Below are 26541 nucleotides of genomic sequence, written 5' to 3'. Positions count from 1 at the left end.
ACCGTAGTTCGCTTCGTGATTTGGTGCATGATTGGTGCTTTGGCGTGTTTGGCCTTCCTACTCGCAAACGTCGAAAACCTAGCGATTCCGATGGTTGAAAAGATGCGTGGCGAGCTGAAGCAGGGAAACATGGCTGATCATAACTAGGGAGGCCCACATGGATTTTTCAGGAAGAACCGTCGTCGTCATTGGTGGGACCAGCGGTATCAATCGTGGTATTGCCGAGGCCTTTGCTGCCTCGGGCGCGAAACTTGCGGTGGCCAGCCGGTCGCAGGAAAAAGTGGACGATACGGTCGCAGCACTTAAAGCGGCAGGTGCGGCAGACGCTATGGGTGCGGCGTTTGACGTGCGCGATCCGGACGCTGTGGCGGCAGGGTTGAAACAGTTCCACGATGCCTTCGGAGATTTCGACATTCTAGTGTCCGGTGCAGCCGGGAATTTCCCGGCGCTGACGGCCGAGATGTCGGTCAACGCTTTCAAATCCGTTGTCGACATTGATCTGATGGGCACCGTCCACGTCTTGAAAGGGGCGTACCCGCATCTGAAACGTCCGGGTTCCAGCATCCTCAACATCTCGGCACCGCAGGCGTTTCTGCCCTACGAAGGTCAGGCGCATGTCTGTGCTGCAAAAGCCGGCGTCGATCAGATTACCCGGACGCTGTCTATGGAGTGGGGTGTTGAAGGCATCCGCGTGAACTCGGTTGTACCGGGGTTCATCGAAAACACCGAAGGCGCACGCCGACTGGCCCCGAATGAGAACATGCATGATGAAATCCGCAGGGATATTCCGGCCGGTCGTTGGGGAACAGTTCAGGACGTCGCGAACGCCTGTCTGTTTCTGTCATCTGACATGGCCAGCTATATCAGCGGCACGGTTCTGTCGGTCGATGGCGCGCTTTATCAACGCGGGTCAGGAAAATTTGGCCAGATGATGGGCGATATGCTGCGCTCGATGACAAAATCCAAATCCCAATAAACGTTGAAAACCCGGCAGGGATGTCTCAACCTGATCGCATTCGTCATAGTTTATTGGAGGAGTACGATCATGACTATCCGTGTTACCTGCTGGAATGTGAAGGAATTTGGTAAAAACCTAAATCCAGCGCGGCTTTGAAAAAGCGTGTTCGCTCGGTTGCCGCACAAATCAAATCCCAAAAGCCGGACATCTTTGGCATTCTGGAAGTAGAAACTCTTGATATTCTGGAACTGATTGACACGGAATTTCCAGAGTTTGATTTCGGCTTCACCGAAGGCCACGACGGGAGCGGAAAAGCGTCCAAGGAAATTCTGGTCGGATGGCGGCGCGGTCAGATGGACCAGGTGACGTTTTCGCAAAAGCGCCAGTTCAATCTGTACAATCCCTATCTGCGACCCGGTGCCTTGCTATCGTTCAAGACCTCTGGAACTTGGTACAATATTCTGTTCCTGCATACGGACAGTGGCACCGAAGCCCGTGATTTTGGGAACCGCTATGAGATGTTCGACAAGGTCTGGAACCTGCGCAAATCGCTCGACAAGAAAGTCGGGAATAAACGAGAGCGCCTGTTGGTAATTGGCGACCTGAACACGATGGGCCTGCAGTTTCCGACGCAGCGCAAATCTGATTTGATTGTTCCTGGGGGCAGCGAAATCACTGCGCTATCCGATTTTGCAATCAAAAACGACATGAAGCTGTTGAGTAAAAGTCACGACGTCACCTGGAAAAAGATGGGCCGAAATTTCACGTCAGATCTGGACCACGCGATGGCTAGTAACCTGATGACCTTTACCCCCCTTGGTCCGAACGGCTCCGGAGAAAACTACTCGGTTCAGGTGTCAGGATGGGTGGACAAACCTGACGACGAACGCGAGGCATTCTTACGGGATTTGTCCGATCACTGCCTGCTCACGGTTGAAATCGAGGCCTGATCTCAGTTCGTCGTCTCTAGACCCACGGGTTTGCCGACAACTGTGAAATGCAGCCCGTCCGGATCGAGCAATTCGGACGCGACGCGATTCACGTCTTCCAGCGTCACGGCGTTCACCTGATCATTGCGTGTGGCGATGTAGTCGATAGGCAGGTTTTCCATCTGCATCCCAACCATGATGCCCGCGATCTGCCCGTTCCCGTCAAACCGCAGAGGATAGGCACCGGTCAGATAGGTTTTGGCGTCATCCAGCTCTTTCTGGGTCACGCCGTCGGCAGCGGCACGGGCCCATTCATCACGAATGACCTCAACCGCTTCGGCGATGCGATCATTGGACGATGACACCGATCCCAGATAGACCGATGCCAAATCCTTGGGCACGAGATATGTGCCCACACCGTAGGTCAGGCCGCGCTTTTCGCGCACTTCCTGCATCAGGCGGCTTTCGAACCCGCCGCCGCCGATAATGTGGTTCAGGATGTAGGCGGCAAAAAAGTCCGGATCATCCCGGTCGATGCCTTTCTGTCCAAAAAGGGCCACGGATTGCGGCGTGTCAAAGTCGACCACGCTGATCCCGCCAGAGATCGTGACCTCGGCCCGTTCCGGGATCAGCTTCCCTGTTTCGGGAAGGTCCGCGAGCAGTTTGTCCAGCAGCGTGCCAAGCTCTTCCGCGGTGATGTCGCCCACGGCGCCCACATACAGACGGTCCTTGGCAAAGACAGCGTCATAGGCCGCGACCACATCGTCGCGTGTGAGCGCCGAAACGCTTTCGATCGTGCCCTTACCTTCCGACCCATAAGGGTGTTCTCCATAGGCCATTTCGGCAAAGTTGAGCCCGGCGATGTCATTCGGGTCAGTCTGATCCGACTTGAGACCCGAAAGCACCTGCGCCCGCACTCGATCCACCGCATCCTGATCGAACCGGGGCTCATGGATCGTCGTCCGCAAAAGGTCGATGGCCGCATCGCGGTTTTCAGTCAGGAATTTAGCGGAGATCGAAACCGTATCATCGCTTGCATTATACCCGAAAGAGGCTGCTAGGGATTCCAGCTCTCGCGCATAGGTGCGGGCATCCATGTCGCCTGCGCCCTCTTCGATCAGGCCACTCATCAGGTGGACCGCACCGCGCTTGTCTGGGTCATCCAGAGACGTGCCACCGCGAAAGCGCAATTCCAGCGCTGTAAAGGGGATCGCGTGGTCCTCAACCAGCCATGCGGTGATCCCGCCCGGCGACGTCACTTCCTTGATCTCAATCTCAGCCCATGCGGGGATTGCAACGACAATGGCAATCAGCGTCGTGAAAAAAGCTCTCATTGCGTCACCTCATCATCGCGCATCAGCCAACCGGTGACCGATGTTTCAGGCTGCAGGATTTCACGCGCCGCGGCGATGATTTCATCTCCGGTCACCGCCTGCAAAACATCTGGCCAAGCCTGCACATCCTCTACCGTCAGGCCACTGGTTAGGGCCCGCCCATAGCGGTTGCCGATCCCGTCGACATTGTCGCGCGCATAGATCTGCGCAGCGCGCAATTGCATCTTGATCCGGTCGAGATCCTCTGCGTTGACACCCTCAGCAATAAAGTCTGCCACAGCCTGATCCATGGCATCCTCGGCCTCTTGCAGGGACACACCAGCCGCAGGAACAACAAGTAGATCGAAGGTTGTGTCATCCAGAGATACGCCCCGATAGAAAGCGCCAGCATAAACGACCAATTGTTCTTCCAGCTGCAACTTTTCGTTCAGATAGGATGTCGTGCTGCCGCCTAGCAATTCGGCCAGCAGAAACAACGCTGCGGCCTTCTCCTGTTCGCCCGGGTTCCGCTCGGGCGCCAGATAACTGCGCTGCACATATGGCTGCGCCACCCGCGCGTCCTTATAGGTCAGGCGGCGCTCGGCGATTTGCGGCGGTTCTTGCGAGCGAACGCGTTCGGGCACGTCCGGATTGGCCGGAATCACGCCGTAGTAACGGTCTGCCATTTCGCGCACTTCTGCGGGGTCGACATCACCCGTAACGACAAGGATCGCGTTGTTCGGCGCATAATGGGTCTCGTAGAACGCCAATACGTCGTCCATATCCAGCATCTCCATCTCGTGCTGCCATCCGATGATGGGAACGCCATAGCTGTGGCTGAGATATTGCGCCGCGCTCATCTGTTCCCCAAATAAGGCGCGCGGGTTGTTCTCTGTGCGCTGATTGCGCTCTTCGAGGATCACATCTCGCTCGGTAACAATGTCGTTTTCGGTCAGGCGGATGTTGCGCATCCGGTCTGCCTCCATCTGCATCATCAGTTCCAGACGGTCTGCGGCGACGCGTTGGAAATAGGCGGTGTAGTCGTAAGACGTGAACGCATTATCGTTGCCACCGTTGGCCGCAACGGTTGCCGAAAACTCGCCGGGCTCCAGAGTCTCGGTTCCCTTGAACAACAAATGTTCCAGGAAATGCGCCACGCCGGACACCCCGATAGGCTCATCCGCCGATCCGACACGATACCAGACCATGTGCTGCACAACCGGTGCGCGGTGATCTTCGACCACCACGACATCCATGCCGTTATCCAACGTAAATGTGGTGACCGCCTCGTGCCCGTCCTCGGCCAGAACAGGGGTGGCGGCAATCAGGGCAGCCGACAATGCCAGGGCCCGAACCATGGGGCGTCCTCCGTTTCGTTTCACATTTCAAACTACGGTAGAGCCCGCCGGGTTCAAGGCCGATGACGGAAAGTTAAGAATTATTCATTGGCTGGCGGTGCTGAGGGCGTTTCAATGCCCACGCGCCGCGCCGCTTCGTTCTGTGCGTCGGCATCAATCGCCTCGCGGCGATAAACCTCAGAATACCGGTCTACCGGGAACAGGCGAAGCCGTGTCCAGCGCGCCTGACGCCTGCGGAATTCCGCATCCTCCTCAGCCAATACCTGACGCGTATTCGCTGGAACGCCATAACGGCTCGACGCCGTGACCAGCGCCGAATCCGATGACGGAATGCCCGTATTGGGGTTCAGCGCCGCAGCATTACCGCCCAGCGCGACAACCGCGTCCGCCTTGGGGGTCGGATCGGTCAGATTGGTTCCACCCGGTGAAGGTGCAGGCAGAAACGCATAATCCTGCGGCTGAGTCAGGGGTTTGACAGGCAGAACCGAGAATTCATCGGGACCCTGACCCGGCGGCTCAAGATTTCGCAGACCGATATCCGAACACCCCGCCACAGCGGCGGCTGTCGTCAGTGCAAATAAGGCACGCAGAATGCGCATGGGTGTCTCCAGCCTGTTTCGGGTGCTTTTAAAGCATATCGTCCGGCACGTCACGAGGCCTTTTTTTGTTTTCAAACAACACCAGACCGAGTGCCCCTGCAAAAATGAACACATCCGCCAGATTGAACACAAACGGATTGTTGATCCCGCAGCAGGACATGTTCAGGAAGTCCAGAACAAATCCATAGAGGATGCGATCCACTACGTTGCCCAAGGCGCCACCGATCAACAAGCCACCGCAAATCAGCATGAGATTGGATGGTGCGCTGCGCCGCAACCAGATCAGAACCGCGACACAAATGGCCAGTGAAATGCCAACTAAAATCCAGCGGGCCGCGTCGCTGTCGCCCTGAAACAGGCCGAAATTGATACCTCTGTTCTCGCCGTATTTGAACACAACCAACGGCGGCAGAACATCGATGCCTCCGGGTTGTTCCGCAACACGCATGACATGAACAACAAGATACTTGCTGATCTGGTCGATCAGAAATGCGGCCAAACCGGCCCAGAGCAGTAGACGGTACCGCATCAGTGACGGAAATGGCGCATGCCGGTGAAAACCATGGCCAGACCGGCCTCATCCGCCGCCGCGATCACCTCGTCGTCGCGCATGGAGCCGCCCGGCTGGATCACGCAGGTCGCCCCCGCCTCGGCGGCCTCCATCAGACCGTCGGGGAAAGGAAAGAATGCATCCGAAGCAACCGCAGACCCGATGGTCAGCGGCTGCGGCAGGCCCAGAACGTCTGCCATGCGTTCGGCTTTCTTCGCCGCAATCAGCGCCGAGTCGACCCGGCTCATCTGCCCTGCGCCGACACCCACGGTCGCGCCGCCTTTGACGTAAACGATTGCATTGGATTTGACGTGTTTGGCCACTTTCCACGCGAACAGCAAATCGCGCATCTGTTCCGCAGTCGGGGCCTTTTTGGTCACAACCTTCAGATCATCCATGCCGACAAAGCCATTGTCTTTGTCCTGCACCAGCAAACCACCAGCCACCTGGCGCACGGTTTTGCAACTTACGGTGATATCCGGCAGGCCATCGGTGGTCAGCAGGCGCAGGTTCTTTTTGGCTGCAAAGATCGCCTTGGCCTCGTCCGATGCACCGGGGGCAATCACAACTTCGGTAAAGATACCGGTGATCTCTTGCGCGGTCTCGGCGTCCAGAGGCTGGTTCAGGGCCACGATTCCACCAAAAGCCGAGGTGCGGTCGCAATCGAAAGCCGCTTTGTAAGCCCCTAACAACGTCGAACCTTTCGCAACCCCGCAAGGGTTCGCATGTTTGATGATCGCACAAGCCGCCCCATCTGTAGGATCGAATTCGGCGACCAATTCAAAGGCGGCATCCGTGTCGTTGATGTTGTTATAGCTCAGTTCTTTGCCTTGATGCTGCACCGCAGTCGCAACACCAGGACGGCCTGTCCCATCGGTGTAGAAAGCAGCTTGCTGATGGCTGTTCTCGCCATAGCGCAGGGTCTGTTTCAACTCACCGGCAAAGGCACGGCGTTTGGGGGCGTCGAGTTGCAACGCCTCAGCCATCCAATTGGAAACGGCGGCGTCATAAGCTGCGGTACGCGCATAGGCTTTTTGCGCCAGCCACTGACGGAAACCCAGTGAGGTCTTGCCATAATTCTCTTCCAATTGATCCAGCAGGGACGAGTAATCCTCGACATCCACAACCACACTGACAAAAGCATGGTTCTTAGAGGCCGCGCGGATCATCGCCGGGCCACCGATATCGATATTTTCGATGCATTCGTCGTAACCGGCACCCTTGGCCACTGTCGCCTCAAACGGGTACAGATTCACTACCAGCAGATCGATCGCGCCGATGCCGTGTTCCTGCATCGCGGTGACATGCGTGTCATTGTCGCGCAATGCCAGCAGGCCCCCATGCACCATCGGGTGCAGCGTCTTGACCCGTCCATCCATCATCTCGGGAAAGCCGGTGACCTCGCTGACATCCTTGACCGCGAGCCCGGCGTCGCGCAGGGCTTTGGCAGTGCCGCCGGTCGACAACAGCTCGACCCCGCGTTCGGCCAGCGCCTGCCCCAGCTCGATCAATCCGGTCTTGTCGGAAACGGATAAGAGCGCGCGGCGCACGGGGTGAAAATCGGTCATAAGTCCAAGGATCCTTTTGGCGTCAGTCGAATTCGGGCTCGTCCCGGTGCAGATCACGCACGGCATAGGCTGTATCCTGCGCCTTGCTCAACGTCCACCGGATGCGCGTCGCATACTCCATTGCGCGCCCGGATAGAACAATCTGTTTTGTCGCGCGGGGCTTCAGGCGACCTTTTTCCAAATAAACACTTGGTTCAACAGACAACTTTCCAACGCCGTCATGACGGAAAACCCATATCTCACCGCTTTTGAGCGCCATGGACACCGCAGCGCCCCCCAAATCCTGGGCCGCGTCCACATCGGGATGCAGGTGAAACCGGATGTCAAAACCGATGCCTTTCAGACCGGAAGCATCCATCGCCCGGTCAAATTGCCGCTTCTCCTTGTCGGTGGCGGTCAGCAGGATGTCCTCGCCCGTCAGTTCGCGCCCGTCAAACCGCAATTCGAACGTGCGGGCGTGGGTGAGGCCGAACACCTTGGTATATCCGTCATGCCCCGCCATGAACTGGACGCCCTGAAACGTGTTCTCAGATTCGACCGGGACATCCTGCGGTGCATCCACCAGCGCTTGGTTCTCGGTGCCTGCAACAAGACTGGTCAGCCGGGCACTTGAGTACCCATCCAGGCAAAGGGTCGAATGCGACGGTGTGGCACGCCCTGCGCGCCGCCATTCAAGACCGAAGCTTTCCCCTGACCCACAATTCACGATCAACGGCCGGCGACCCGACGTCAGTTCGAATGCCAGTGTTGAAGCGTGCGCGTTGTAGGACGCCGCCCCCTGTGCAGGCGGGCTCGCATCCACAATCACGCTGGTTCTCGCGGCATACAGGCGGGCATAGCCCATCGACAGGCCGGGCAAGTGTTGCGGCCTTACCCCGCTTTGCGCGAGGGCCTGATCCAACCGGCCTTCGACACCGCGCCCGCCACCATGAAACCGAGCCAGCCCCCCATCCGAATGGCGCAGGTCGCGCAGGGTTGGCGCGATGCGCTTGATAGCACCTGCCTGTGCACCCGGCGTACCCCGGCCCAACTCGCTCAGCGCAGACGAGGTCCAGGTCAGCAGCATGAACACGTCCAACAATTCCTCGGGATTACGGGTGGGTATCCCGCCCTGCGCGTCCACCTGCCGATCACATTCCCGCGCCAAAGCGCGCAGGGCCGGATCGGCCATTTGTTCCAGACCCTCAAGGGCGAGACCGGCTTGCACCAATCCCGCCAGAGCTTCGAACCGGGGCAATCCCGGCGTGGCTGCCTGCCACCGTTTGGACAGGAACCAGGTCTGTTGCGACAACGACAGGAAGAACAACTGGCTCTGCTTCTCATCAACCCCGCGTAATAGGAATACGGCGTGATTGATCCAACGCATAACCCGCCGTCCGGTCACGTCCGGCGCCCATCCGGCCCCCCGACCGCGACCATGTGCGTCGATCCATCCCCAGACCCAGCGTTGTGCTTTTTCCCGTGCGCGCATGTCACCAACGGCGGCAAGATCATCCAACCAGGCAAAACCGTGTCGTTCGTCATCAAATCCTGCAGTCGGCGCGGCTACGTCCCAAAGCCCGGTGTCCTGTGCCTCGACCAGATATCCAGCAAACAGCAGGTTGCCAGCCACAAGTTGCCGCCCGCGTGCAAAGGACCCGATCGTGCGCGGCTCGGGCTGTGCCACAAACCCCGTGACCGCTTTGCGGCGTTGACTCAGCCAAGCATAATAACGGTTTTGAAACCGCATCCACCTTGTGGCCATGGTGTCTGAACTTGACATGACGCGTGTTACTCTGCCCCTTGCGCTCTGCTGGCGCTTGAACCAACGATAGACCGGGGCGATCGTCAAGTCATCGAAAAGCGTGACCTCGGGCGGATTTGTTTAGGCAAGCGATGTAGAATCCATCCATACCGCCCCGATCCGGCCAGAAATCCGGGCGCAGGCGCAGCCCGCCTTCGGTCGTGATCCAGCTTTTTTCAACACCCGGAACCTCCAGCGCTGCGCCATCCACACGCATGTCCGGATACTGTTCCAAGGCCTCTTCGATCTGCACTTCACCCTCGTCGGGTAGCAGCGAGCACGTGCAATAGACCAGCCGTCCTCCCGGTTTCAGCAACGTCCAGGCATGGGCCAGCATAGCGGCCTGCAACGCGATCAGGCCGCCGAATTCCGAGCCGTCCTTGGCGAAGGGCAGGTCGGGGTGACGCCGGATCGTGCCGGTTGCAGAACAGGGCGCGTCCAGCAGGATTGCATCGTACTGACCCTGATGCGCCAATGCATCTGCGACGACGATCTGCGCTTTCAATTTGGTGCGTGCCAGATTCTCGCGCACCCGTTCGATCCGGGATTCGGAAACATCCAGCGCAGTGACCTGCGCTCCGGCAGCAGCCAGTTGCAATGTCTTAACCCCGGGCGCGGCGCAAAGATCCAGCACCGTCTCATCCGCTTGCGGAGCCAGAATGCGAACCGGCAATGCCGCCGCCGCATCTTGGACCCACCAATCCCCGGACTTGTATCCCGACAACGCCGAGACCTGGCCCGCGTTTTGCAGCCGAACCGATCCGGTCGGCAGACCCTCTCCGGACGGTCCTGTGCATCCCGGCTTTAAGGTCAGATCCAACGGTGCGCCGTCGAAATGTGCCTGCTCCATCGCAGTCACAGCATCGATCCCCCAAGCGGCATCCAGGGGCTCCCGCAGCCATTCCGGCAGGCGCGGCACCCGCATTTTGGGCCAGGCCTCGGGCCCTTCGGCTGCAACCTTGCGCAACACGGCGTTGACCAGCCCCTTGAGACGACCGTGTTTGCGCGAGCGCCCGACGATCTCGACCATCGAATTGACCACGCCATGCGCAGCCTCGCCGGCGCACAGCTCAACTGTCCCAAGTCGTAGAGCGTTATGAACCGTCAATGCAGGCGTTCGATTCACATGATTGTTCAACAGACGGTCGGCTCGTTCCAGTCCACGCAGGGTTTCCAGCGCAAGTCGCTGGGCCCGCGCGCGATCCTCGGGGTCCAACCGATCCAAGGCCCCTGCGGCCAGACATTCCGACAACAGACGCCCTTCGCCCAGAACCTGATCCAGCAGGTAGATTGCGCTGCGTCGCGCTGCTGTTGCGTTATTGGACACTCTCGCCACCTTGATATGATCCCCGCCCGCATTGCCATCGGCGGACGGGGGCGTATATCAAGGCGGTGCATGGAAAGGAACCCGATGTCATGAGTGACGACCGCAAAGATCTGCCGCCTGCCGCACAACGCGCTCTGGCCGAAGCGGAAGAGCGTCGCCGTAAGGCCGAGGCGCAGGCAAAGAAGATGCCAAAGGAACTGGGCGGTCGCGATGGACCGGACCCGGCCCGCTATGGCGATTGGGAGAAAAAAGGTATCGCCATCGATTTCTGATCGCTCATCCCCGCAGGGCATCCAGAAAATCCTCGATCAGTGCGCGCTGTTTCTTGGACGTTGCGCGTTCGTCTGGCCAGGTCAGCCAGTACCCATCCTTGGTATGCAGATCCGGCAATTCCAGCTTGCGCAATTGCCCAGATTGAAATTCACCCGATGCCAAAGGGACGGACCCAAGCACGACACCCATGCCCTGCCTTGCCGCCGAAATTGCATGTTCCATCGAATCAAAGCTAACTTTTGCGGGCGGAAGGTCGTTCTGACCTGATACCTGAGCCCAGTCGCGCCACCCGGGGCGTTCACCGCGCAAGTCAATCAGCGGCGCGCCCCAGTTGTTGCCCGGCGCGGCCATAGGCACCAGCAATTCGCGCGCGATCAGAGCCGCATCGCGCCCGGGCCACGCGCCGCGACCATAGCGGATTTGGAGCCAAGTGCGTTCTTCATCAAGGGACGAACGGCGCGCAACGGAATCCGTCACCACCCGTACCTTTGGACGCTGGGTGTGAAACCGTGGCAACGCGGGCAACACCAGGGCATGGATATGGGACGACAATCCCGCGACCCGCAACTCACGCGGAGCCCTGCCGAACAGGTCTTCGGTGTTGCGCTCCAAGGCCTGTAGACTGTCCTGCACCAGCGGCAGATAGCTTTCCCCTTCGACCGTCAACGATACACCCCGCGCCTCGCGGACAAACAAGGACCGGCCCAGCCATGCTTCGAGGTTACCAATCCGCTGGCTGACCGCAGCCTGCGTTAATCCAAACTCACGCGCCGCAGCCGAGAACCCGCCCAATCGACCGGCAGCTTCGAATACGCGCAACCAGTCCAATGGTGGCAACCCTATCTTTTTCTTTGCCATTAGTTTTTCCAAGCCTTAGCAGAAAGAAGGATTAATTGTCGTAATGCCACAAGGGGCGTATCTGCTCAACCAAAGCCCGCGCCGAACAGGAGAGCCCCAATGTTGCGCACCGCCACCCACAACGCCTCGGTCGTGTCCGTAGAGTTCGAGAACGGAGCGCTGTCCCGCTTTCACGCCATCTGGCTGCGCGACAATGCGCTCGACCCGGACACCCGCGCACCGGGTAACGGTCAACGCCTGATCACGATTGGCGACATTCCGTGCGATATCTCGGTCCGCGAGGTTGCTGTGCAAAACGGGAACTTACAAGTCACGTTTCACCCAGAAGGCAAGACGGTCATTTTTCCAGCAGATTGGCTAGCCGAGCATAACTATGACTGTGTTCATGATCGCCCAGCCGGATGGACCGCCCAAGGCATAACAACGTGGGAGCGTGGTCTTGAGGCGCCGAGCGCGGATTGGACCGCTATCCACACCAACCCCGCCACCAAACGCGACTGGCTGGCGGCAGTGGCTGAGTTCGGATTCGCCAAGCTAACCGGCGGGCCAACCGCGCCCGAGTCGCTTCTGAAGGTCGCCGATCTGTTTGGCTATGTGCGTGAAACCAACTATGGCCCTTACTTCGAGGTCCGGACCGAGGTGAACCCGACCAACCTTGCCTATACCGGGCTAGGTCTTCAGGCCCATACCGACAACCCCTACCGTGACCCGGTGCCCACGCTGCAAATCCTCTATTGCCTTGAGAACAGCGCCAAAGGTGGCGACTCGATTGTTGTCGACGGGTTCCGCGCGGCTGAAAGACTGCGTGAGCAGAACCCCGGGGGCTTTGCCCTGCTGGCAGGCTACCCGGCGCGGTTCGAATACAAAGGCGCGGACGGGGTCTGCCTGCGGTCGCGCCGTCCGATGATCGAGCTGTCTCCGGATGGCGAATTGATGGGCATCCGGTTTAACAACCGGTCGTCCGCACCGTTTGTCGATGTGCCGTTTGACCAGATGGAGGCCTTTTACGCCGCATACCGCCAACTGGGCGAAATCATCGACGATCCCGCAATGGGCGTGTCGTTCAAACTTGAACCGGGCGAAAGCTTTATTGTCGACAACACCCGTGTACTGCACGCGCGTCTTGGCTATTCCGGCGCAGGCTCACGCTGGTTGCAGGGGTGCTACGCCGACAAGGACGGGTTGCTCTCGACCCTCGCAGTAATGGACTTGGCGCAGCCGGAGGCGGCGGAATGAAACCGGATTTTTCGACACTCACCCGAGACAACATCGTCGCCTTCATCGCCGATATCTTTGATCGGCGAGGAGGCGAGGAGTATCTGGGCGAGCCGGTCACCATGGCCGAGCACATGCTGCAAGGTGCGACCATCGCCGAACAAAACGGGATGCCCGAAGAGATCATCGTTGGCGCCCTGCTGCATGATATCGGACATTTCACCTCGGAATTCGGCACCTATCACCCGGACGACACCGAAGACCGCCATCATGAGGACGCCGGTGCAGATGTGCTGGAGCAGTTCTTTCCCAGTGTGATCACAGATTGCTGCCGGTATCACGTGGCAGCCAAGCGGTACCTATGCGCGACCAAAACCGAATATTTCAATCGTCTATCCGTTGCGTCGGTTCACACGCTGGAGTTGCAAGGTGGACCCATGAGCCCCGAAGAAGTCACCGAGTTCGAGATGAACCCAAACCTGAAAGAAATCATTCAGGTTCGCTATCTGGACGAGGCCGGTAAACGCGCCGATATGGAAACACCCGATTTCGCCCATTTTGCGCCAATGGTGCAACGGATGGTCGACCTTCATCTGCGTCTGACCTGAGCCAATGTCCATTTTGTTTATCAATTCGCTCGACCCATCCACCGCGCGGATTTCAGATTTTCTTAACGCCTGACGCAGTCTTCTGCTTTACTTGGAGGCGGAACCATTCACGATGGTATTTGGAGGACCTCCAAGATGGATTTGGACAGACGCAGGGCCGGTCAGTTGGGAACCGCAGCCACATTCGGTGCAATGCTGCCGCGGCGCGCACTCGCCGCCGCAGATCAGAACCACGAATTTGAAGCCGCGTATCAGGACACACTGTCTCGTCTCAGAAACGCTTTCTCAGATCTCGGTTTCAGCGAGGTTCAGCCCCTTTCGATCGTGACACAACGACAGGACTACAATGGTGGCCTGCGCCATGACTTCGACCAGTTCGCCTTGCCGACCGAAGCTTTCGTGGTTCAACCACTGGCGCGGGTGGCAGATGTTGAAGAAAAGAGTCGCCCAGACATACTTCCGCTGTTCCACGAAGTGGGGTGTCACCCGATTCAGGGTGCAGACGGTCAGGTGACGACGCAGCTTATGGTTCAGATGTTGACCGCAACCCTAGGGCTGGACCCGTCGCGCATCGCCTTTGTGAGCGTGCCGCAATCATCCGACATGGGCACCGTACTAGATGATTTGGGCTTGCCGTATCAGGAGAAAGTTCTGCTGCGCAATGAAGCCGAAGCGCTCGCCGCGCGGGACGCGTCGGGGTATTTCTTCCCCGATCCGTTTGGCAACGCGTACGTTGTCACCATGGGTGTCTACTACCGCATCGGCGATGTGGACGAGGCCGCGCCAACCGCCTACCCGCCATCTGACAATTGGACCGAAATCGGGGAGATCATCATCGGCGGCGATGCGGCTCCCATGGGTGTGTCCATCGGGGCAGAGCGTCTGACACTGGCTCTGACCGGTCTCTATCCCACGTGGGATCAGCGGCTAGGAGCGTTATCCGACCGCGTGAACTCAGACAGCAACGGAGCGTTACCACCGGGTCTGTCAGCATTTCAGTGAACCGTTGGCGGAATCTAAAGTCCTAGTACGTCGACCATGTCATACTGACCCGGTGCCTTGCCCTGCCCCCAAAGCGCAGCCTTCAAGGCACCGCGGGCAAAGATGGCACGGTCTGACGCGACATGGCGCAGAACGATCCGTTCTCCCGGGGCTGCAAACAGCACGTCATGTTCGCCGACAATGTCGCCGCCCCGGATGGCGTGGAACCCGATGTCCCCACGCTTGCGGGCGCCGGTGATGCCGTCCCGGCCTCTGTCCCACACATCGTCCAGTTTGACGCCCCGCCCCTCGGCTGCCGCCTCGCCCAGCATCAGCGCAGTGCCCGAAGGCGCATCGACCTTGTGATGGTGATGCCCTTCGATCACTTCAATATCGAAATCCTCGTCCAAAGCCGCCGCAACCTTTTTGGTCAGTTGCATCAGCAGGTTCACACCCAGGCTCATGTTCCCCGCCCGCACGATCACCGCATGCCGAGACGCCGGTTCCAACGCAGCAATCTGTTCCTCGGTCATCCCGGTGGTGCCAATGACGTGCACGCACCGTGCCTGCGCTGCGAGAGCCGCAAACTCCAGCGTCGCTTCGGGCGTGGTAAAGTCGATCACCGCCTGCGCCTGCGCAAAAGCCTCCAGCGGGTCGTCGGTGACGGTCACCCCAAGGGCCTGACCGCCCATTGCTTCACCCACATCCTGCCCAATCCAGTCGTGCCCCTTACGCTCGACCACGCCTACGAGACGCGCCTGATCGCTGTCGGTGACGGTCTTAATCAGCATCTGCCCCATACGGCCCGAAGCCCCTGTAATGACGATCCCCGGAATATGGGTCATGGCGCTGGTCCTTTTCTAAAGTCGGCTCAAAGCCTCCTACCCCGTTCGCGCCCGCTTGGCAAAGCCCTGCTTTGCGCTTAGATCGGGGGCATGGCAAAGAACAAATTTCACGATGGCCCCGGCCCCTCCCAGCGACAGCTGCGTGTCGGCGAATTGATCCGTCGCACCCTGTCCGAGGTGTTGGCGCGCGGGGACGTCCACGACCCGGATCTGAACCGCCTCTCGATCACAGTCGGCGAAGTGCGCACCTCGCCCGATCTGAAGATCGCCACCGCCTATGTGCTGCCATTGGGGGGTAAAGGTCAGGACGAGGTGATCGACCTGCTGGCGCGAAACAAAAGTGAGCTGCGGCGCATGGTCGGCAAGAAGGTCGGGCTTAAATTCTCGCCTGATTTGCGGTTCCGTCTGGACGATACGTTTGACCGACTGGATGACACCCGCCGTATGTTCGAACAGGACGCGGTGCGCCGCGATCTGGACGAGTGATCCGTCTGACCGCCACGATTGGTGCAATCCTCTGGGCCGCGCAAGCCGGGGCAGTGACCTGCGAAAAGGTCACGCATCAGGACAAGCGCTATACGGTCTGTGAGGCGGACGCCAGCAGTGAAGACCTGCGCCTGTTTCTGAACGATGAGAACGGCAATCTGCTCGGGCATTTTTCCTCAGTGAACGAGGCGCTTGAATCCGATGGTAAGCGCCTCGCTTTTGCGATGAATGCGGGCATGTATCATGACGACCGCTCGCCCGTTGGCCATTATGTTGAAGAGGGTCAGGAGCAGATGCGCGTGATCCCCAACCCCGGCCCCGGCAATTTCGGCCTGCTGCCCAACGGGGTGTTCTGCATCCGCGAGGGCCGTGCCGATGTGTATGAGACGCTGGAGTTTGTCGATCAGGCGCCGACCTGCCGCTTTGCCACCCAATCCGGTCCGATGTTGGTGATCGACGGAGAGTTGCATCCGCGCTTTCTGCCCGATTCGACCTCGCTCTACGTGCGCAACGGGGTGGGCACCAGCGCGGATGGAACGCGAGCAGTGTTCGCCATCTCGGATGGCTATGTCACCTTTCACGAATTCGGCAGCCTGTTCCGGGATGTTCTGGAAACACCAAATGCGCTGTTCTTCGATGGCAATATCTCTCGCATGTACGACCGCGCGAACAACCGATCCGATGTCGGGTTTTCGCTGGGCCCAATCGTCGGCGTGGTCGAGGACGCGCCTGCAAATTGACAGCGCCTGAGCGATCCGCTAACTCGCGCGCCTCGGCAAGATATTAGGTGCGAAATGGGACGCAAACGTAAAGGTCGCGACATCTCTGGCTGGCTGGTTGTGGACAAGCCTGCGGGCATGACCTCGACGTCAGTGGTCAACAAGGTACGTTGGGCGATGGAGGCCAAGAAAGCGGGCCATGCAGGGACGCTAGACCCTGAGGCGACCGGCGTTCTGGCCGTGGCTCTGGGTGAGGCGACCAAGACCGTTCCTTACATCACCGATGCTTTGAAAGCCTACACTTTCGCCGTGCGTCTGGGACAGGCCACCAATACCGACGATGCCGAGGGTGAGGTGATTGCACAAAGCGATGCGCGTCCCTCGGATGAGGACATCAAACAGGCGCTAAGCCCGTTTCTGGGCGATATAATGCAGGTTCCGCCGAAGTTCTCTGCTGTGAAGATCGACGGCCAACGCGCCTACAAACTGGCCCGCGATGGCGAGGACATGGAACTGACCGCCCGCCCCCTTTGGGTCGAAGAACTCATACTGGTTGATCGCCCCGACGATGACCATGTGGTGCTGGAGATGACTTGCGGCAAGGGCGGCTACGTCCGCTCCATCGCGCGTGATCTGGGAGCCGCTCTCGGCTGCCACGGCCACGTCAAAGAACTGCGCCGCATCTGGTCCGGCCCGTTTGAGGCTGAGGATGGTCTGACCATCGAACAGATCGACGACATGGCCAAGACCACGGCATTAGACGAGCATCTGCACCCGCTGGAAACCGGCCTGTCTGATCTTCCGGAACTCAAATGCACCCCCGAGGGCGCCACCCGCCTGCGCAACGGCAATCCGGGTATGGTTCTGGCCTCAGACGTGGAGTACGGCGATGAGGCCTGGGCCTCGCTCGACGGCAAGGCCGTCGCGGTGGGCATCTACAAATCCGGCGAGCTTCACCCAAGCCGGGTGTTCGTTGCCTGATCCACGTGCTAGGCGATTGGCATGATCACTCGAACCCACACCAAGGGCGATGCGCCCTCAACCGCTGTTTATTCTGATTGCGAAAGCTATCGCTATAGCCTCACCCGTGTCTGGGATCCCGAGGGTCGCAAAGCTTTGTTTGTAATGCTGAACCCGTCGACCGCGACTGAGGTGCAGAATGATCCCACGGTTGAACGCTGCGAACGCCGGGCGCGGGCCCTGGGGTTCGGGGCATTTCAAGTGACCAACATCTTTGCCTGGCGCGACACTGACCCGCGCAAGATGCGTGCTGCCCTCGATCCGGTAGGCCCCGGGAACGACGCGGCCATTCTGGAAGGCGTTCAATGGGCCGATCAAGTGATCGCGGCATGGGGCACCCATGGCTCCCATCTGGAGCGCGGACCAACAGTGGAAACCCTGCTGCGGAACACCGGGCACCCTCTGTTTCATCTGGGATTGACGAAAGACGGCCACCCGAAACATCCGCTGTATATCGCATACACCCAACAGCCCGAAACCTGGTGACAACGGGTTAACCACATCTCCAGCTTGGCTTTGACCAACCAACAGGCCGGATGGGATAGTCCACCCTCGGAGCAGCTTGCTTTCGGAGGGTTACCATGTTTCTGGCCGGATTGATTGGATTGGCAGCCGTTGGTGGCGCAGCATATGCGATTGGCGATGTTCTGACCTCGGAAGAAGACGAGCGGGACGAAGACGAGCTGCGGGACGATATCGCCGACGACATCCCCGAAGGTGAGTTTCTGGAGATCGGCGAAAATGTCGATTCGCCCGCGACAGAAGACATCCCCGACATTTCAACAGGTACGGTGATTTCCGAACATCTGGGCGATCTCGTGATCGCAGGAACGGATGGAGTGGATGAGATCAGCGGGCAGGAGGGGAACGACCAGATCAACGGCTATGGCGGCGATGACCTGATCAACGGCGGATGCGGCAATGACGTTTTGCATGGCGGCGATGGGCAGGACGTGATGTCCGGCGGTCATGGGGAGGACACGCTGCACGGCGAAGACGGTGACGACCTGCTGTTCGGCAATCAGGGCGACGACTTACTTGCGGGTCATTTCGGTGACGATGAACTGGACGGTGGCGCGGGCGACGATACGCTCTACGGTGGTCAGGGTGATGACTCTCTGGCGGGTGGCAAAGGAGATGACGCGCTGCATGGCGGATATGGCGATGACAGGCTGACGGGGGGCGCGGGCAACGACGCGCTATTCGGGGGCGATGGCGATGATCTGCTGCTTGGCGGTGACGACGAAGCGTTCGACCAGACCGACTTTCTGAATGGGGGTGATGGCGACGATACCATCGTGGCCCATACATCAGATGTGGCCAATGGGGGCGACGGGGCTGATGACATTGTCCTAAGTTCGGAGGCCGAGGATGTCACAATCATGGGCTTTGAACCGGGAGATGATAAACTGTTTATCACCTGGGAAGACCAGACCAACCCCGACATTCAGATCGAACAGGATGAGGACACTCCCAACCTGACCCGCATCGTTGTAGACGGAGAGGAAGTTGCCCAGGTCTTTGGCGCAGACGGTATCAGCCTTGATGATATTCAGCTGATCACCGAGGCCGAACTGGCCCAATATGGATCGATGGGCTAGAGCCCCAGAAACCCTTTGCCATTCCTTTCAAAAGCGCCTATACGCGCCCATCCGCATCGGAATCGGTGCGGTTTTCTCCATGGGCCTGTGCTGGACGACATCCCGGCCTGCGCCATTAACTCTAACCTTTGAAGGAGACCCCGATGTCGATCACTGCCGCTGAAAAAACACGCGTCATGAAAGAATTCGCAACCAAGGACGGCGACACCGGTTCGCCTGAAGTCCAGGTTGCAATCCTGACCTCGCGCATCAACACCCTGACCGAGCACTTCAAGACCCACAAGAAAGACAACCACGGTCGTCGCGGTCTGCTGAAAATGGTCGCCCAGCGCCGTAAGCTGCTAGACTACCTGAAGGGCAAAGAAGAAGCGCGTTACCAGGACCTGATCAAAAAGCTGGGCATCCGCCGCTAGGCGCTTTTTTTGTACGCATTGTATGGGTCACACGACCCTGATTGTACAAGATGTACAGATCAAACGCCCGCCGATTTGGCGGGCGTTTTTCGTGCTTGATGTCTACCGAGCGGTTGTTCGCTGCACTCGCGATGTTTGTCGCCCCATATGGCAGCAAGGCGCAGAAAGCTGACTTTGCAAAGTCTAGCTTGAGCCCAAAACGAACGTGCACTGAATTAAACGAAATTGGCTTTCGCCGCTTTCAGAAAAAGGGGTATGAGTTTCCTTCTTTAATTCGAAGTATCGCAAATCATACCTAGGTAGGAGGAGTTACCATGAAGACAGCGGTTGTGACCGGCGCCGCGGGCGGGATGGGGCAGGCCATCTGCCGCCAATTGCAGACAAACGGGTTGCATGTGATTGGTCTGGACCTCAAAGAAGAGCGTCTGAACGAACTGGCATCAAAATTTGGTTCGGACTTCACACCTATTTACGTTGACTTAACTGATCCTTTGGCCGTGGCTCAAACGTTTGAGCGCATTAGGACAGCCCATGGCGGTCTGGATGCTTTGGTAAACAACGCTGGCACCTGCTTTATGTCTGACTTCCCGCACATTCCGCCCGAGGAACTCGAAAAGCAGATGGAAATCAACTTTAATTCTGCATTCCATTGTTGCCAGCAAGCGGTCCAATTGATGTTAGAACGCGAAGGCATTAAAAAGATTGTAAATATCTCATCGAACGGTGCTTACAATTTCGATGTGTTCGACCCTCCGCACTACCGCGCGTCAAAAGCAGCGATGGATACCCTTACAAAAGACCTCGCCCGTCGATACGCACAGGATAAAATCTGTGTAAATTCTCTGGCACCTGCCATGACTGAGACACCGTTGTTCAATGTCTTGACCGAGGAAGTCTTGAAGAAAGCCGTTAGTGCCATGCCACATGGTCATGCGATGCTACCTGAGCAAATCGCCTCTTGGGTTGGTTTTCTCATTTCACCGGCAGGGGATGTTTCCAGTGGGAATGTGATTATTCTGAACCAAGGGCGCGACGTCAGATAATTCTTTGGCGCGACATCACTTTCCGAAAAAATGGTCCAAGGGGTGGGATCAGCTGTAGACTTCTGGTGCTTTCTTCAGATCAGGCCACTGCTTTGGACAATGCCCATAGATTACAAAGGCATCTCGCTCGGATGCCAGACGCATCAACCTGTCTGCGCTGGCAATTGCTGCATCTTCGTCCCAAGACCCGGCAAACTTCTCGTCGATTTCTGCTGGTCGGGAAATCGCATCACTGGTCAATAAAATCGCCCCCGACGGAAGATCGACCTGCATGAGGAAATTACATTTTCAAGGCCTTTTCTTTCTTTGCATCGCTGGTTTGGCTCCTCGAATATGCTCACTCCAGTGGCATCGACTTGCATACGGTGGGCGTGTTGCCCGAACCAAATTTCCGTTCACGTTCCCGGAATGGAGCCGCCTTGGTTGGGACCAAACTTCTACAGGGTTTGTGAAGACCATCAATCTTCTCGGTCACTCAACCATCCGGCGTTGCGCGTTATTCTGAAGTTTTGGTATCCCGTTTTACACCTCCGCCTTCAGAACCGCGCCAGACGGGACAAGTCCCGTTTCCACGTATCGCCACAAAGCCACGATGAGCTTGCGGGCAAGAGCCACGATGGCAACTTTCTTTCTCATTCCCGGGCGCTCGGCGGTGTATTTCCGGAACCAGCGCGCAAGGGCACTTTGTGGTTGGTACCGCAGCCAGCACCACGCCAGTTCGATCCCGAGGGTTCGGGCCGGTCGGTTTCCGGCTTTGCTGATGCCCTGGCTTCGCTCCACGTCGCCGCTGGAATAGGGGCTGGGCGTCAGGCCGAGGTAAGACGACAGGTGTCGCCTGTTCTTGAACTCCCGGCCAAACACTTCGGCAGACAGAAGCATCGCGCTGTGCCGTCCAACGCCACGCAGCCCTTCGAGCAGCACGGCCTTTTCGTGTTCCGGGAACTGTTCAGATTCAGTCGCAAGGGCTTCGTCGCGTTCCTCTGCCAGAGCCTTGATCATGTGGTTCGCCAGCTCCAAGCGTTCGAAGGAACGGACGACCTCGCGCATCAGCTGAGGTGGGAAAGGACGGCCATCAGCAGTCTCGAGGCCTTCCAGTCTCTTGCGCCATGTCACCATCGCCGGATTGATGTGCCGAACGCCTTGAAGGGCGAGCAGGGCACGAATGCGATTGATGTGGCCAGTGCGTTCGCTCATCAACCTTTGCGTTCTCTGTGGAAGCGCTTGGCATCTTCTTCGGCAACGGTTGGAACACGCACCGTGCGGAACGCCTTTCGATCACCGGAGGAATAGTTCTTCAGCAGAACGACCATGCCTTCGGCGTCGACGCGATCTGTTTTGACCCTGCGGGCTTTACGGTTCACGAGGAAGCTCGTGGGATCCACGACCAGCGTCTCGATCCCTTCGTTGGACAGAAGCCGCTGAAGCCAAAAACCATCGTACCCGGTCTCAAAGCAAACGACAGGTCGTTGATCCGCTCCGCAAAGCTCCGTCGCCTCCGCAACAGTCGTTCGAACCAGATCGATCAGTCCCGGCGTATCAAACCCGTCCAGGCGCACAGATTTGATCTTGGCCAAGTGCGGCGCATCAAGCGCCACAAGCCATTTCGATTTGCTCAGATCAATGGCGACAAAGCAGGTCGCAGCAATAGTAGGCGTCATCATCTTGGAAATCTCCACTCCTTAGATTTTGCGCCAAACCTATCCGGTCAGCGCGACCTCCTGCATGGAAACTATTACCGCGATCTGGCCAGGCGCATGACCGGGTGCCATCAAAACGAAGATACCCGGCCCAATCTCTACGTCGTCATCAATAACCAGGTAATCCTGCTCGGGCCATTCCATCGGCCGCATATCGCCCCAATACAAGGGGCGAGGTAAGGCTCGCTCGGCAGAGGAGATGAGAATGGGACTGTTTGGAAAGTCGCCCAATGCACCGATATGGTCGATATGGGAGTGCGTACAAATCTGTAATGTAATGTCTGACGGAATAAGCCCGAGTATTGCCAGCTGTGCGCGTGGCAGATTATCTGGTTCGCACTTCAGAACCTCGCCAAACTCGAACAATCGATCTTCTTTGACCGCGGCGTCCGTATCAATGGCGTATTTTTCAGGAAATCCAGTGTCGATGAGTATTGCTTCTCCCAAATCTGTTCGGATCAGAAACCCGCAGATACCTATGATGCGGCCAGTGGAATGGACCTTAAACAGCCCGTAGTCCAAAACCAAAAGGTCAATCGGTCGCCCTTTGACAAATCCCTCTGCTTGCACAGACTCTCTCCCTGATTGACTACAAAGATTTTGAGTAGAGCATGAAAGTCAAGATACACACACTTTTTCAATACCTACTGGATACCACGGAAGCGGATCCAGAAGCTTTCGTTGGGTTTTCCTTGTCCGAGTCGCCGCGTTTGGGTGAGTTCATGGATGCGCTGGATCCAGCGCTGCCGTTGGATTGGAACCAAAAGAGCTTTCGGGGTCTGCCTGCTTTACGACGGCATGTTTTGGACCGCGCCGGCTTGTCTGATGTTTGCAAGCCAGACGACGTTTTGATCACCGCCGGCGCCGCGGAAGCCAATTATCTTGCATTCATGCAATTGGTCCAACCGGGCGACGAAGTCGTAACGGAACGCCCGGGCTGGCCACAAGCGGGCGTATTGGCAGAGGCAGTTGGCGCGACGCTAAAAGTTGTCGACCGCGAAGAGAGTGCTGGTTGGGTATTGCCGCTCGACAAAGTTGAGGCCGCAGTAACAGCGCGCACGCGGCTCATCTTTATGACCAACCCCAATAACCCCACCGGGCAGTTGATGACACAAGCAGAGATGGAAAGGCTTGTCCAAATCGCAGATCGCGTAGGTGCATGGCTGGTTGTTGACGAGGTTTACGCGGGATTGGAGTGGGACGGGTCCCGTGCCCCTTCGATTGCTGGTTTGTATCCAAGGGGTATCACTACGGGCAGCGTTTCCAAGGCACTGGGGCTCCAGGGGCTACGCACCGGGTGGATGATATGCCGTGATTCAGATCTCATTTGGGACGCTATTATTCTGCGGGAAAACTCGAGCGAAATTATGAATATTCTTGGCGAAGTCATCGCCGAAATCGCCTTGAGGTCTGACCGATATAATCAGGCTTTGAAAACTGCACGGGCAGCTGGGATGAAAACGCTGGAACGCCTGGATAGGTTTGTTGCCGATCAGCCCAACCTCGACTGGGTCAAACCTCAGGCTGGATTAATTGGTTTGGCGCGGCTCGATGGGATTGATGGCGACGTGTTCGCCAAACGCTTGCTCGCCGATCCCTATCGGACATTTCTACTACCGGGTTCGTCTTACGGGATGCAGAACCACATCCGACTGGGTGTGGGGGGAGGTGCTGCTGCCAACCTCGACCTTGGCCTAGAGCGCATGGACGAACTATTGGCAAACTGGTAGATTTAGGACACTCATTTCGACGGTTCGGGCTGCAAAGTCGGCCAAATAACGTTGCCCGTCCCAAGCTGACACTAAGCCCAATTTTGGTGCAAGTTCACCTGCCATACGCTGAAAGCTCTATCGCTAGAATAACGCTGTCGGCGCGCTAGTTCGAAGATGGAACAACTGCTTCATACCCAAGGTTCGAAATGACAGGTTGGACAACTGCAAACGTCCAAGACTATCCGCGACCACCTGCGCTGCGGGCAGTGCCTCATCGAGTGCGGATCGAGCTCGGCGGTCAAACAATCGTGGAAACCGATCAGGCGTTTCAGGTTCTCGAAACCCACCACGCCCCCACGTATTATATTCCGCCGCAAGACATTGATGCCGTTCTGACAAAGGCCTCGGGTAGATCATTCTGCGAGTGGAAGGGTGTTGCGAGCTACTGGGACGTTCAGAGCGGGGCAGCTGCGGCTAAGAAAGCTGCGTGGAGTTATGCTGCACCAACTATCAAATTTGAACGGATTAAGGGCTATCTCGCCTTTTACGCCGGACTTATGGACGCTTGTTTTGTTGGTGAGTACCGGGTGATCCCGCAACCCGGGGACTTCTATGGAGGTTGGGTCACCGAAAACTTGAAGGGTCGCATAAAAGGCGCTCCGGGCACGGAATTTTGGTGAGTATTGATGACCGACCCTAAATCCTCACCAACCCCTTTGGCAGTTCCTACAAGCCGTTTGGTCCGTGTTGCCGGTTTAAGCAGCATGACGGCAGGCATTGCGGGGAACATGGCAGCACGCGCCCTAAGAGAGATCGGTCGCGGCGCGCGACCCGATATGCGTGGTTTGTTGATGACACCCGACAACGTGACACGAGTCGCGGATCAACTTGCTCGCATGCGAGGCGCCGCGATGAAGGTGGGTCAGTTGATTTCGATGGATGCAGGTGAGGTCTTGCCGCCTGAACTGGCTGACATCATGGCGCGTTTACGAGATCAGGCGCATTTCATGCCACCGAAACAATTGCGTGACGTCCTGAACCGAGCTTGGGGTGCAGATTGGCGAAAATCCTTCAAAGATTTTAACGTTAGGCCCATAGCGGCAGCGAGCATTGGGCAAGTACATCGTGCGACATTGAAAGACGGGCGCGATGTGGCGATTAAAGTGCAATATCCCGGTATCGCGCGCAGTATCGACAGCGACGTGGCCAACGTTGCCACTCTGGTTCGCATGTCAGGTCTGCTTCCCCAAAGCTTTGATCTGGCTCCGTATATCCAAGAGGCGCGCAGTCAATTACATGAAGAAACGGACTATGAACGCGAGGGGCAATATCTGCGCTGTTTTGCTGACCTATTGCAGGGCGATGAAGCGTTTAAAATCCCAGAGTTCTATGCAGATTGGAGCACGCCAGAAGTTCTGACGATGTCCTTTCTGGAAGGTCGCCCTATCGAGGCCGTGAGTGATGCGACAAGCGAGGAACGCAATCGAGTCTCAGAGGCCTTGGTCAATCTCACGCTGCGCGAGGTTTTTGAGTTCGGTATGATGCAGAGCGATCCAAACTTTGCCAATTACCGATACAACCCATTCAATGGAAAAATCGGTCTCTTGGATTTTGGCGCGGCACGCGCACTGCAACCATCTGCAATAGATGGATACGTGGATCTGTTGCGCGCCGGTTTGCTTGAAGACGGCGCGGCGCTTCGTAAGGCTGCCATACAACTGAAGCTTATTGAAGGTGATGGCCCATTTGACGACCGGATCCTCGGAATGATCCGCAGCGTTTTCGAAGCAATTCTATCTGCGAATGAATTTGATTTCTCCGACCTAACGCTTTCCCACCGCCTGAACAAAGAGAGTATGGCCCTGGTCGAGGTCGGCTATATCCCACCCCAGGTGCCAATGGACGTTCTTTACCTTCAGCGAAAGATTGGGGGAATGTTTCTGTTGGCTACTCGATTGAATGCCTCGCTGCCCGTGAAGATGCTGCTTGAAAAGTACGTCATCTGAACTAACCCAATTCACTCAAAACCAACAAGCCGAACAACTACAAACCTGCGTCACTGATCAGCGTGACCAACCCAAGACGAAGTGTGAATACGGCGCGAATGTTGCCAAACGCGGATTCGAGAACGCCTTTGAAGAGCCAATCCAGCCATTAGAAATGCCCATCGTTTAGGTTTATCGTGTCGACGAATTTGTCCTGTTAACCGGCTTCGCTCCGAACCAAGAGGCGATCTTCGAAAGCTTCGGTCTTAAGGGCAGGAAAACTCGGTATGCAAGTTCTAGCAGGGACGTTACCCCGGGTAAGCCTGCCAGACGCGCCAGCCAACGCCATTTGGGTAAAGTGCCCCAGAGTTCCGTGAACCCGCGCGCACCGGACACAAGTTCTCCATCTGGTCTGCGCACAGTGAATCGATCCATCGCTTCTTGCCGCGTTAGATTTGCACCAACACGAGCATTGGGTTCTGAAACGTCGACAAACCGCAGGTGTTCAGCGCCCTTGCAAGAAGCATAATGCCCGATCTCAACGGAGCAAAGCGCGCATGATCCATCGAAGTACACCGTAGTGTGCGGTTGATCGGCGTCATCGGATGTGAGTGCAAACTCAGCATTGTCCGTTTTGTGCATTTTATTTGACCTTGCCCATTGGGTTTCGCCGGTACGCTCGTGAGAGTTAGCGCGAAAA

30 protein-coding genes are annotated in these 26541 nt (G+C 57.6%); 16 read left to right on the top strand and 14 right to left on the bottom strand.

The genetic code is table 11. The features are described from left to right. Positions 1-157 precede the first annotated feature (157 nt). Complete coding sequence (locus ACR3ES_RS07005; protein ID WP_170428475.1) at positions 158-976, top strand: SDR family oxidoreductase; 819 nt, start codon at positions 158-160, stop codon at positions 974-976. A gap of 134 nt (positions 977-1110) precedes the next feature. Next, complete coding sequence (locus ACR3ES_RS07000) at positions 1111-1908, top strand: endonuclease/exonuclease/phosphatase family protein (RefSeq protein WP_480634418.1); 798 nt, start codon at positions 1111-1113, stop codon at positions 1906-1908. Between the two features lie 2 nt (positions 1909-1910). Here ACR3ES_RS07000 and ACR3ES_RS06995 read toward each other — a convergent pair whose 3' ends face one another. From ACR3ES_RS06995 to ACR3ES_RS06965, 7 genes are all read right to left on the bottom strand, one after another. Then, positions 1911-3221 carry a M16 family metallopeptidase gene (locus ACR3ES_RS06995; protein WP_170428470.1) on the bottom strand — a complete coding sequence of 437 codons (1311 nt, stop codon included), beginning with the start codon at positions 3219-3221 and terminating at the stop codon, positions 1911-1913. After that, the gene (locus ACR3ES_RS06990) at positions 3218-4558 is read right to left on the bottom strand and encodes a M16 family metallopeptidase (protein WP_480425099.1); all 1341 of its coding nucleotides are present in this window, start codon (positions 4556-4558) and stop codon (positions 3218-3220) included. The genes ACR3ES_RS06995 and ACR3ES_RS06990 overlap by 4 nt, the downstream gene beginning before the upstream one ends. Positions 4559-4638: 80 nt before the next feature. Beyond that, positions 4639-5157: a DUF3035 domain-containing protein gene (locus ACR3ES_RS06985; protein WP_170428464.1), complete on the bottom strand. Its 519-nt coding sequence runs from the start codon at positions 5155-5157 to the stop codon at positions 4639-4641. A 28-nt stretch (positions 5158-5185) separates the two neighbouring features. Beyond that, entirely contained in the window at positions 5186-5686 is a 501-nt protein-coding gene (lspA, locus tag ACR3ES_RS06980; RefSeq protein ID WP_170428461.1) for a signal peptidase II, read from the bottom strand. Next, a complete protein-coding gene (gene purH, locus ACR3ES_RS06975) occupies positions 5686-7275 on the bottom strand; it encodes a bifunctional phosphoribosylaminoimidazolecarboxamide formyltransferase/IMP cyclohydrolase (protein ID WP_170428458.1) in 1590 nt (529 codons plus the stop codon). Before purH ends, lspA begins: the two co-directional genes overlap by 1 nt. Before the next feature lie 22 nt (positions 7276-7297). Next, the gene (locus ACR3ES_RS06970) at positions 7298-9037 is read right to left on the bottom strand and encodes a heparinase II/III domain-containing protein (protein WP_170428455.1); all 1740 of its coding nucleotides are present in this window, start codon (positions 9035-9037) and stop codon (positions 7298-7300) included. Between the two features lie 70 nt (positions 9038-9107). Further along, positions 9108-10385 (bottom strand): transcription antitermination factor NusB, encoded by a 1278-nt coding sequence (locus tag ACR3ES_RS06965; protein ID WP_170428452.1) that lies wholly within the window; start codon positions 10383-10385, stop codon positions 9108-9110. An 89-nt stretch (positions 10386-10474) separates the two neighbouring features. Between ACR3ES_RS06965 and ACR3ES_RS06960 the strand changes: the two genes are divergently transcribed. Then, positions 10475-10657, top strand: coding sequence for a DUF1674 domain-containing protein (locus ACR3ES_RS06960; RefSeq protein ID WP_170428449.1), 183 nt, complete (start codon positions 10475-10477; stop codon positions 10655-10657). Positions 10658-10661: 4 nt separating this feature from the next. On the opposite strand, the gene ACR3ES_RS06955 is transcribed toward ACR3ES_RS06960, so the two are convergent. After that, positions 10662-11516, bottom strand: coding sequence for a LysR family transcriptional regulator (locus ACR3ES_RS06955; RefSeq protein ID WP_170428445.1), 855 nt, complete (start codon positions 11514-11516; stop codon positions 10662-10664). Between the two features lie 99 nt (positions 11517-11615). Between ACR3ES_RS06955 and tmpA the strand changes: the two genes are divergently transcribed. The 3 genes from tmpA to ACR3ES_RS06940 all read left to right on the top strand — a co-directional run bounded on the left by tmpA (position 11616) and on the right by ACR3ES_RS06940 (position 14341). Then, positions 11616-12752 (top strand): 2-trimethylaminoethylphosphonate dioxygenase, encoded by a 1137-nt coding sequence (tmpA, locus tag ACR3ES_RS06950; protein WP_170428442.1) that lies wholly within the window; start codon positions 11616-11618, stop codon positions 12750-12752. After that, positions 12749-13339: a (R)-1-hydroxy-2-trimethylaminoethylphosphonate oxygenase gene (gene tmpB, locus ACR3ES_RS06945; RefSeq protein WP_170428439.1), complete on the top strand. Its 591-nt coding sequence runs from the start codon at positions 12749-12751 to the stop codon at positions 13337-13339. The genes tmpA and tmpB overlap by 4 nt, the downstream gene beginning before the upstream one ends. Before the next feature lie 135 nt (positions 13340-13474). Continuing rightward, positions 13475-14341 (top strand): hypothetical protein, encoded by an 867-nt coding sequence (locus ACR3ES_RS06940; RefSeq protein WP_480425097.1) that lies wholly within the window; start codon positions 13475-13477, stop codon positions 14339-14341. A 14-nt stretch (positions 14342-14355) separates the two neighbouring features. Here ACR3ES_RS06940 and dapB read toward each other — a convergent pair whose 3' ends face one another. Then, positions 14356-15165 carry a 4-hydroxy-tetrahydrodipicolinate reductase gene (dapB, locus tag ACR3ES_RS06935; protein WP_170428434.1) on the bottom strand — a complete coding sequence of 270 codons (810 nt, stop codon included), beginning with the start codon at positions 15163-15165 and terminating at the stop codon, positions 14356-14358. Positions 15166-15255: 90 nt separating this feature from the next. Between dapB and rbfA the strand changes: the two genes are divergently transcribed. The 7 genes from rbfA (at position 15256) to ACR3ES_RS06900 (ending at position 20447) form a co-directional block, all read left to right on the top strand. Next, positions 15256-15651, top strand: coding sequence for a 30S ribosome-binding factor RbfA (rbfA, locus tag ACR3ES_RS06930; RefSeq protein WP_170428431.1), 396 nt, complete (start codon positions 15256-15258; stop codon positions 15649-15651). After that, the gene (locus tag ACR3ES_RS06925; RefSeq protein ID WP_170428427.1) at positions 15648-16391 is read left to right on the top strand and encodes a phosphodiester glycosidase family protein; all 744 of its coding nucleotides are present in this window, start codon (positions 15648-15650) and stop codon (positions 16389-16391) included. Before rbfA ends, ACR3ES_RS06925 begins: the two co-directional genes overlap by 4 nt. A 54-nt stretch (positions 16392-16445) precedes the next feature. After that, positions 16446-17351, top strand: a complete 906-nt coding sequence (gene truB, locus ACR3ES_RS06920; protein WP_170428424.1) for a tRNA pseudouridine(55) synthase TruB — start codon at positions 16446-16448, stop codon at positions 17349-17351. Between the two features lie 21 nt (positions 17352-17372). Continuing rightward, positions 17373-17876 carry a DUF1643 domain-containing protein gene (locus tag ACR3ES_RS06915; RefSeq protein WP_170428421.1) on the top strand — a complete coding sequence of 168 codons (504 nt, stop codon included), beginning with the start codon at positions 17373-17375 and terminating at the stop codon, positions 17874-17876. A 95-nt stretch (positions 17877-17971) separates the two neighbouring features. After that, the gene (locus ACR3ES_RS06910) at positions 17972-18991 is read left to right on the top strand and encodes a calcium-binding protein (RefSeq protein WP_170428418.1); all 1020 of its coding nucleotides are present in this window, start codon (positions 17972-17974) and stop codon (positions 18989-18991) included. Between the two features lie 143 nt (positions 18992-19134). Beyond that, positions 19135-19404: a 30S ribosomal protein S15 gene (gene rpsO / locus ACR3ES_RS06905; protein ID WP_170428415.1), complete on the top strand. Its 270-nt coding sequence runs from the start codon at positions 19135-19137 to the stop codon at positions 19402-19404. Positions 19405-19718: 314 nt separating this feature from the next. After that, complete coding sequence (locus ACR3ES_RS06900; protein WP_170428413.1) at positions 19719-20447, top strand: SDR family oxidoreductase; 729 nt, start codon at positions 19719-19721, stop codon at positions 20445-20447. Positions 20448-20495: 48 nt separating this feature from the next. Here ACR3ES_RS06900 and ACR3ES_RS06895 read toward each other — a convergent pair whose 3' ends face one another. The 4 genes from ACR3ES_RS06895 to ACR3ES_RS06880 all read right to left on the bottom strand — a co-directional run bounded on the left by ACR3ES_RS06895 (position 20496) and on the right by ACR3ES_RS06880 (position 22666). Continuing rightward, the gene (locus ACR3ES_RS06895; protein WP_480425095.1) at positions 20496-20720 is read right to left on the bottom strand and encodes a hypothetical protein; all 225 of its coding nucleotides are present in this window, start codon (positions 20718-20720) and stop codon (positions 20496-20498) included. A gap of 249 nt (positions 20721-20969) precedes the next feature. Beyond that, positions 20970-21641 (bottom strand): transposase, encoded by a 672-nt coding sequence (locus ACR3ES_RS06890; protein WP_480425595.1) that lies wholly within the window; start codon positions 21639-21641, stop codon positions 20970-20972. Beyond that, a complete protein-coding gene (locus ACR3ES_RS06885) occupies positions 21641-22108 on the bottom strand; it encodes a transposase (RefSeq protein WP_480426465.1) in 468 nt (155 codons plus the stop codon). The genes ACR3ES_RS06890 and ACR3ES_RS06885 overlap by 1 nt, the downstream gene beginning before the upstream one ends. Before the next feature lie 36 nt (positions 22109-22144). After that, entirely contained in the window at positions 22145-22666 is a 522-nt protein-coding gene (locus tag ACR3ES_RS06880; RefSeq protein ID WP_480634705.1) for an MBL fold metallo-hydrolase, read from the bottom strand. Positions 22667-22755: 89 nt separating this feature from the next. Here ACR3ES_RS06880 and ACR3ES_RS06875 point away from each other — a divergent pair, with 89 nt between their 5' ends. The 3 genes from ACR3ES_RS06875 (at position 22756) to ACR3ES_RS06865 (ending at position 25862) form a co-directional block, all read left to right on the top strand. Beyond that, positions 22756-23874: a pyridoxal phosphate-dependent aminotransferase gene (locus ACR3ES_RS06875; protein ID WP_480425091.1), complete on the top strand. Its 1119-nt coding sequence runs from the start codon at positions 22756-22758 to the stop codon at positions 23872-23874. A gap of 188 nt (positions 23875-24062) precedes the next feature. After that, on the top strand, positions 24063-24536 hold the full coding sequence (locus ACR3ES_RS06870; RefSeq protein WP_050605543.1) for a DUF427 domain-containing protein: 474 nt from the start codon (positions 24063-24065) through the stop codon (positions 24534-24536). 6 nt (positions 24537-24542) lie between these two features. Then, a complete protein-coding gene (locus ACR3ES_RS06865) occupies positions 24543-25862 on the top strand; it encodes an ABC1 kinase family protein (protein WP_170428404.1) in 1320 nt (439 codons plus the stop codon). 171 nt (positions 25863-26033) lie between these two features. On the opposite strand, the gene ACR3ES_RS06860 is transcribed toward ACR3ES_RS06865, so the two are convergent. Next, positions 26034-26483 carry a thiol-disulfide oxidoreductase DCC family protein gene (locus ACR3ES_RS06860; protein WP_170428401.1) on the bottom strand — a complete coding sequence of 150 codons (450 nt, stop codon included), beginning with the start codon at positions 26481-26483 and terminating at the stop codon, positions 26034-26036. Positions 26484-26541 lie beyond the last annotated feature (58 nt).

This window comes from Ruegeria sp. B1, from assembly GCF_056535885.1.
Note: the sequence above shows the minus strand (reverse complement) of the source record. Positions and strands in the feature narration are given on the sequence as shown.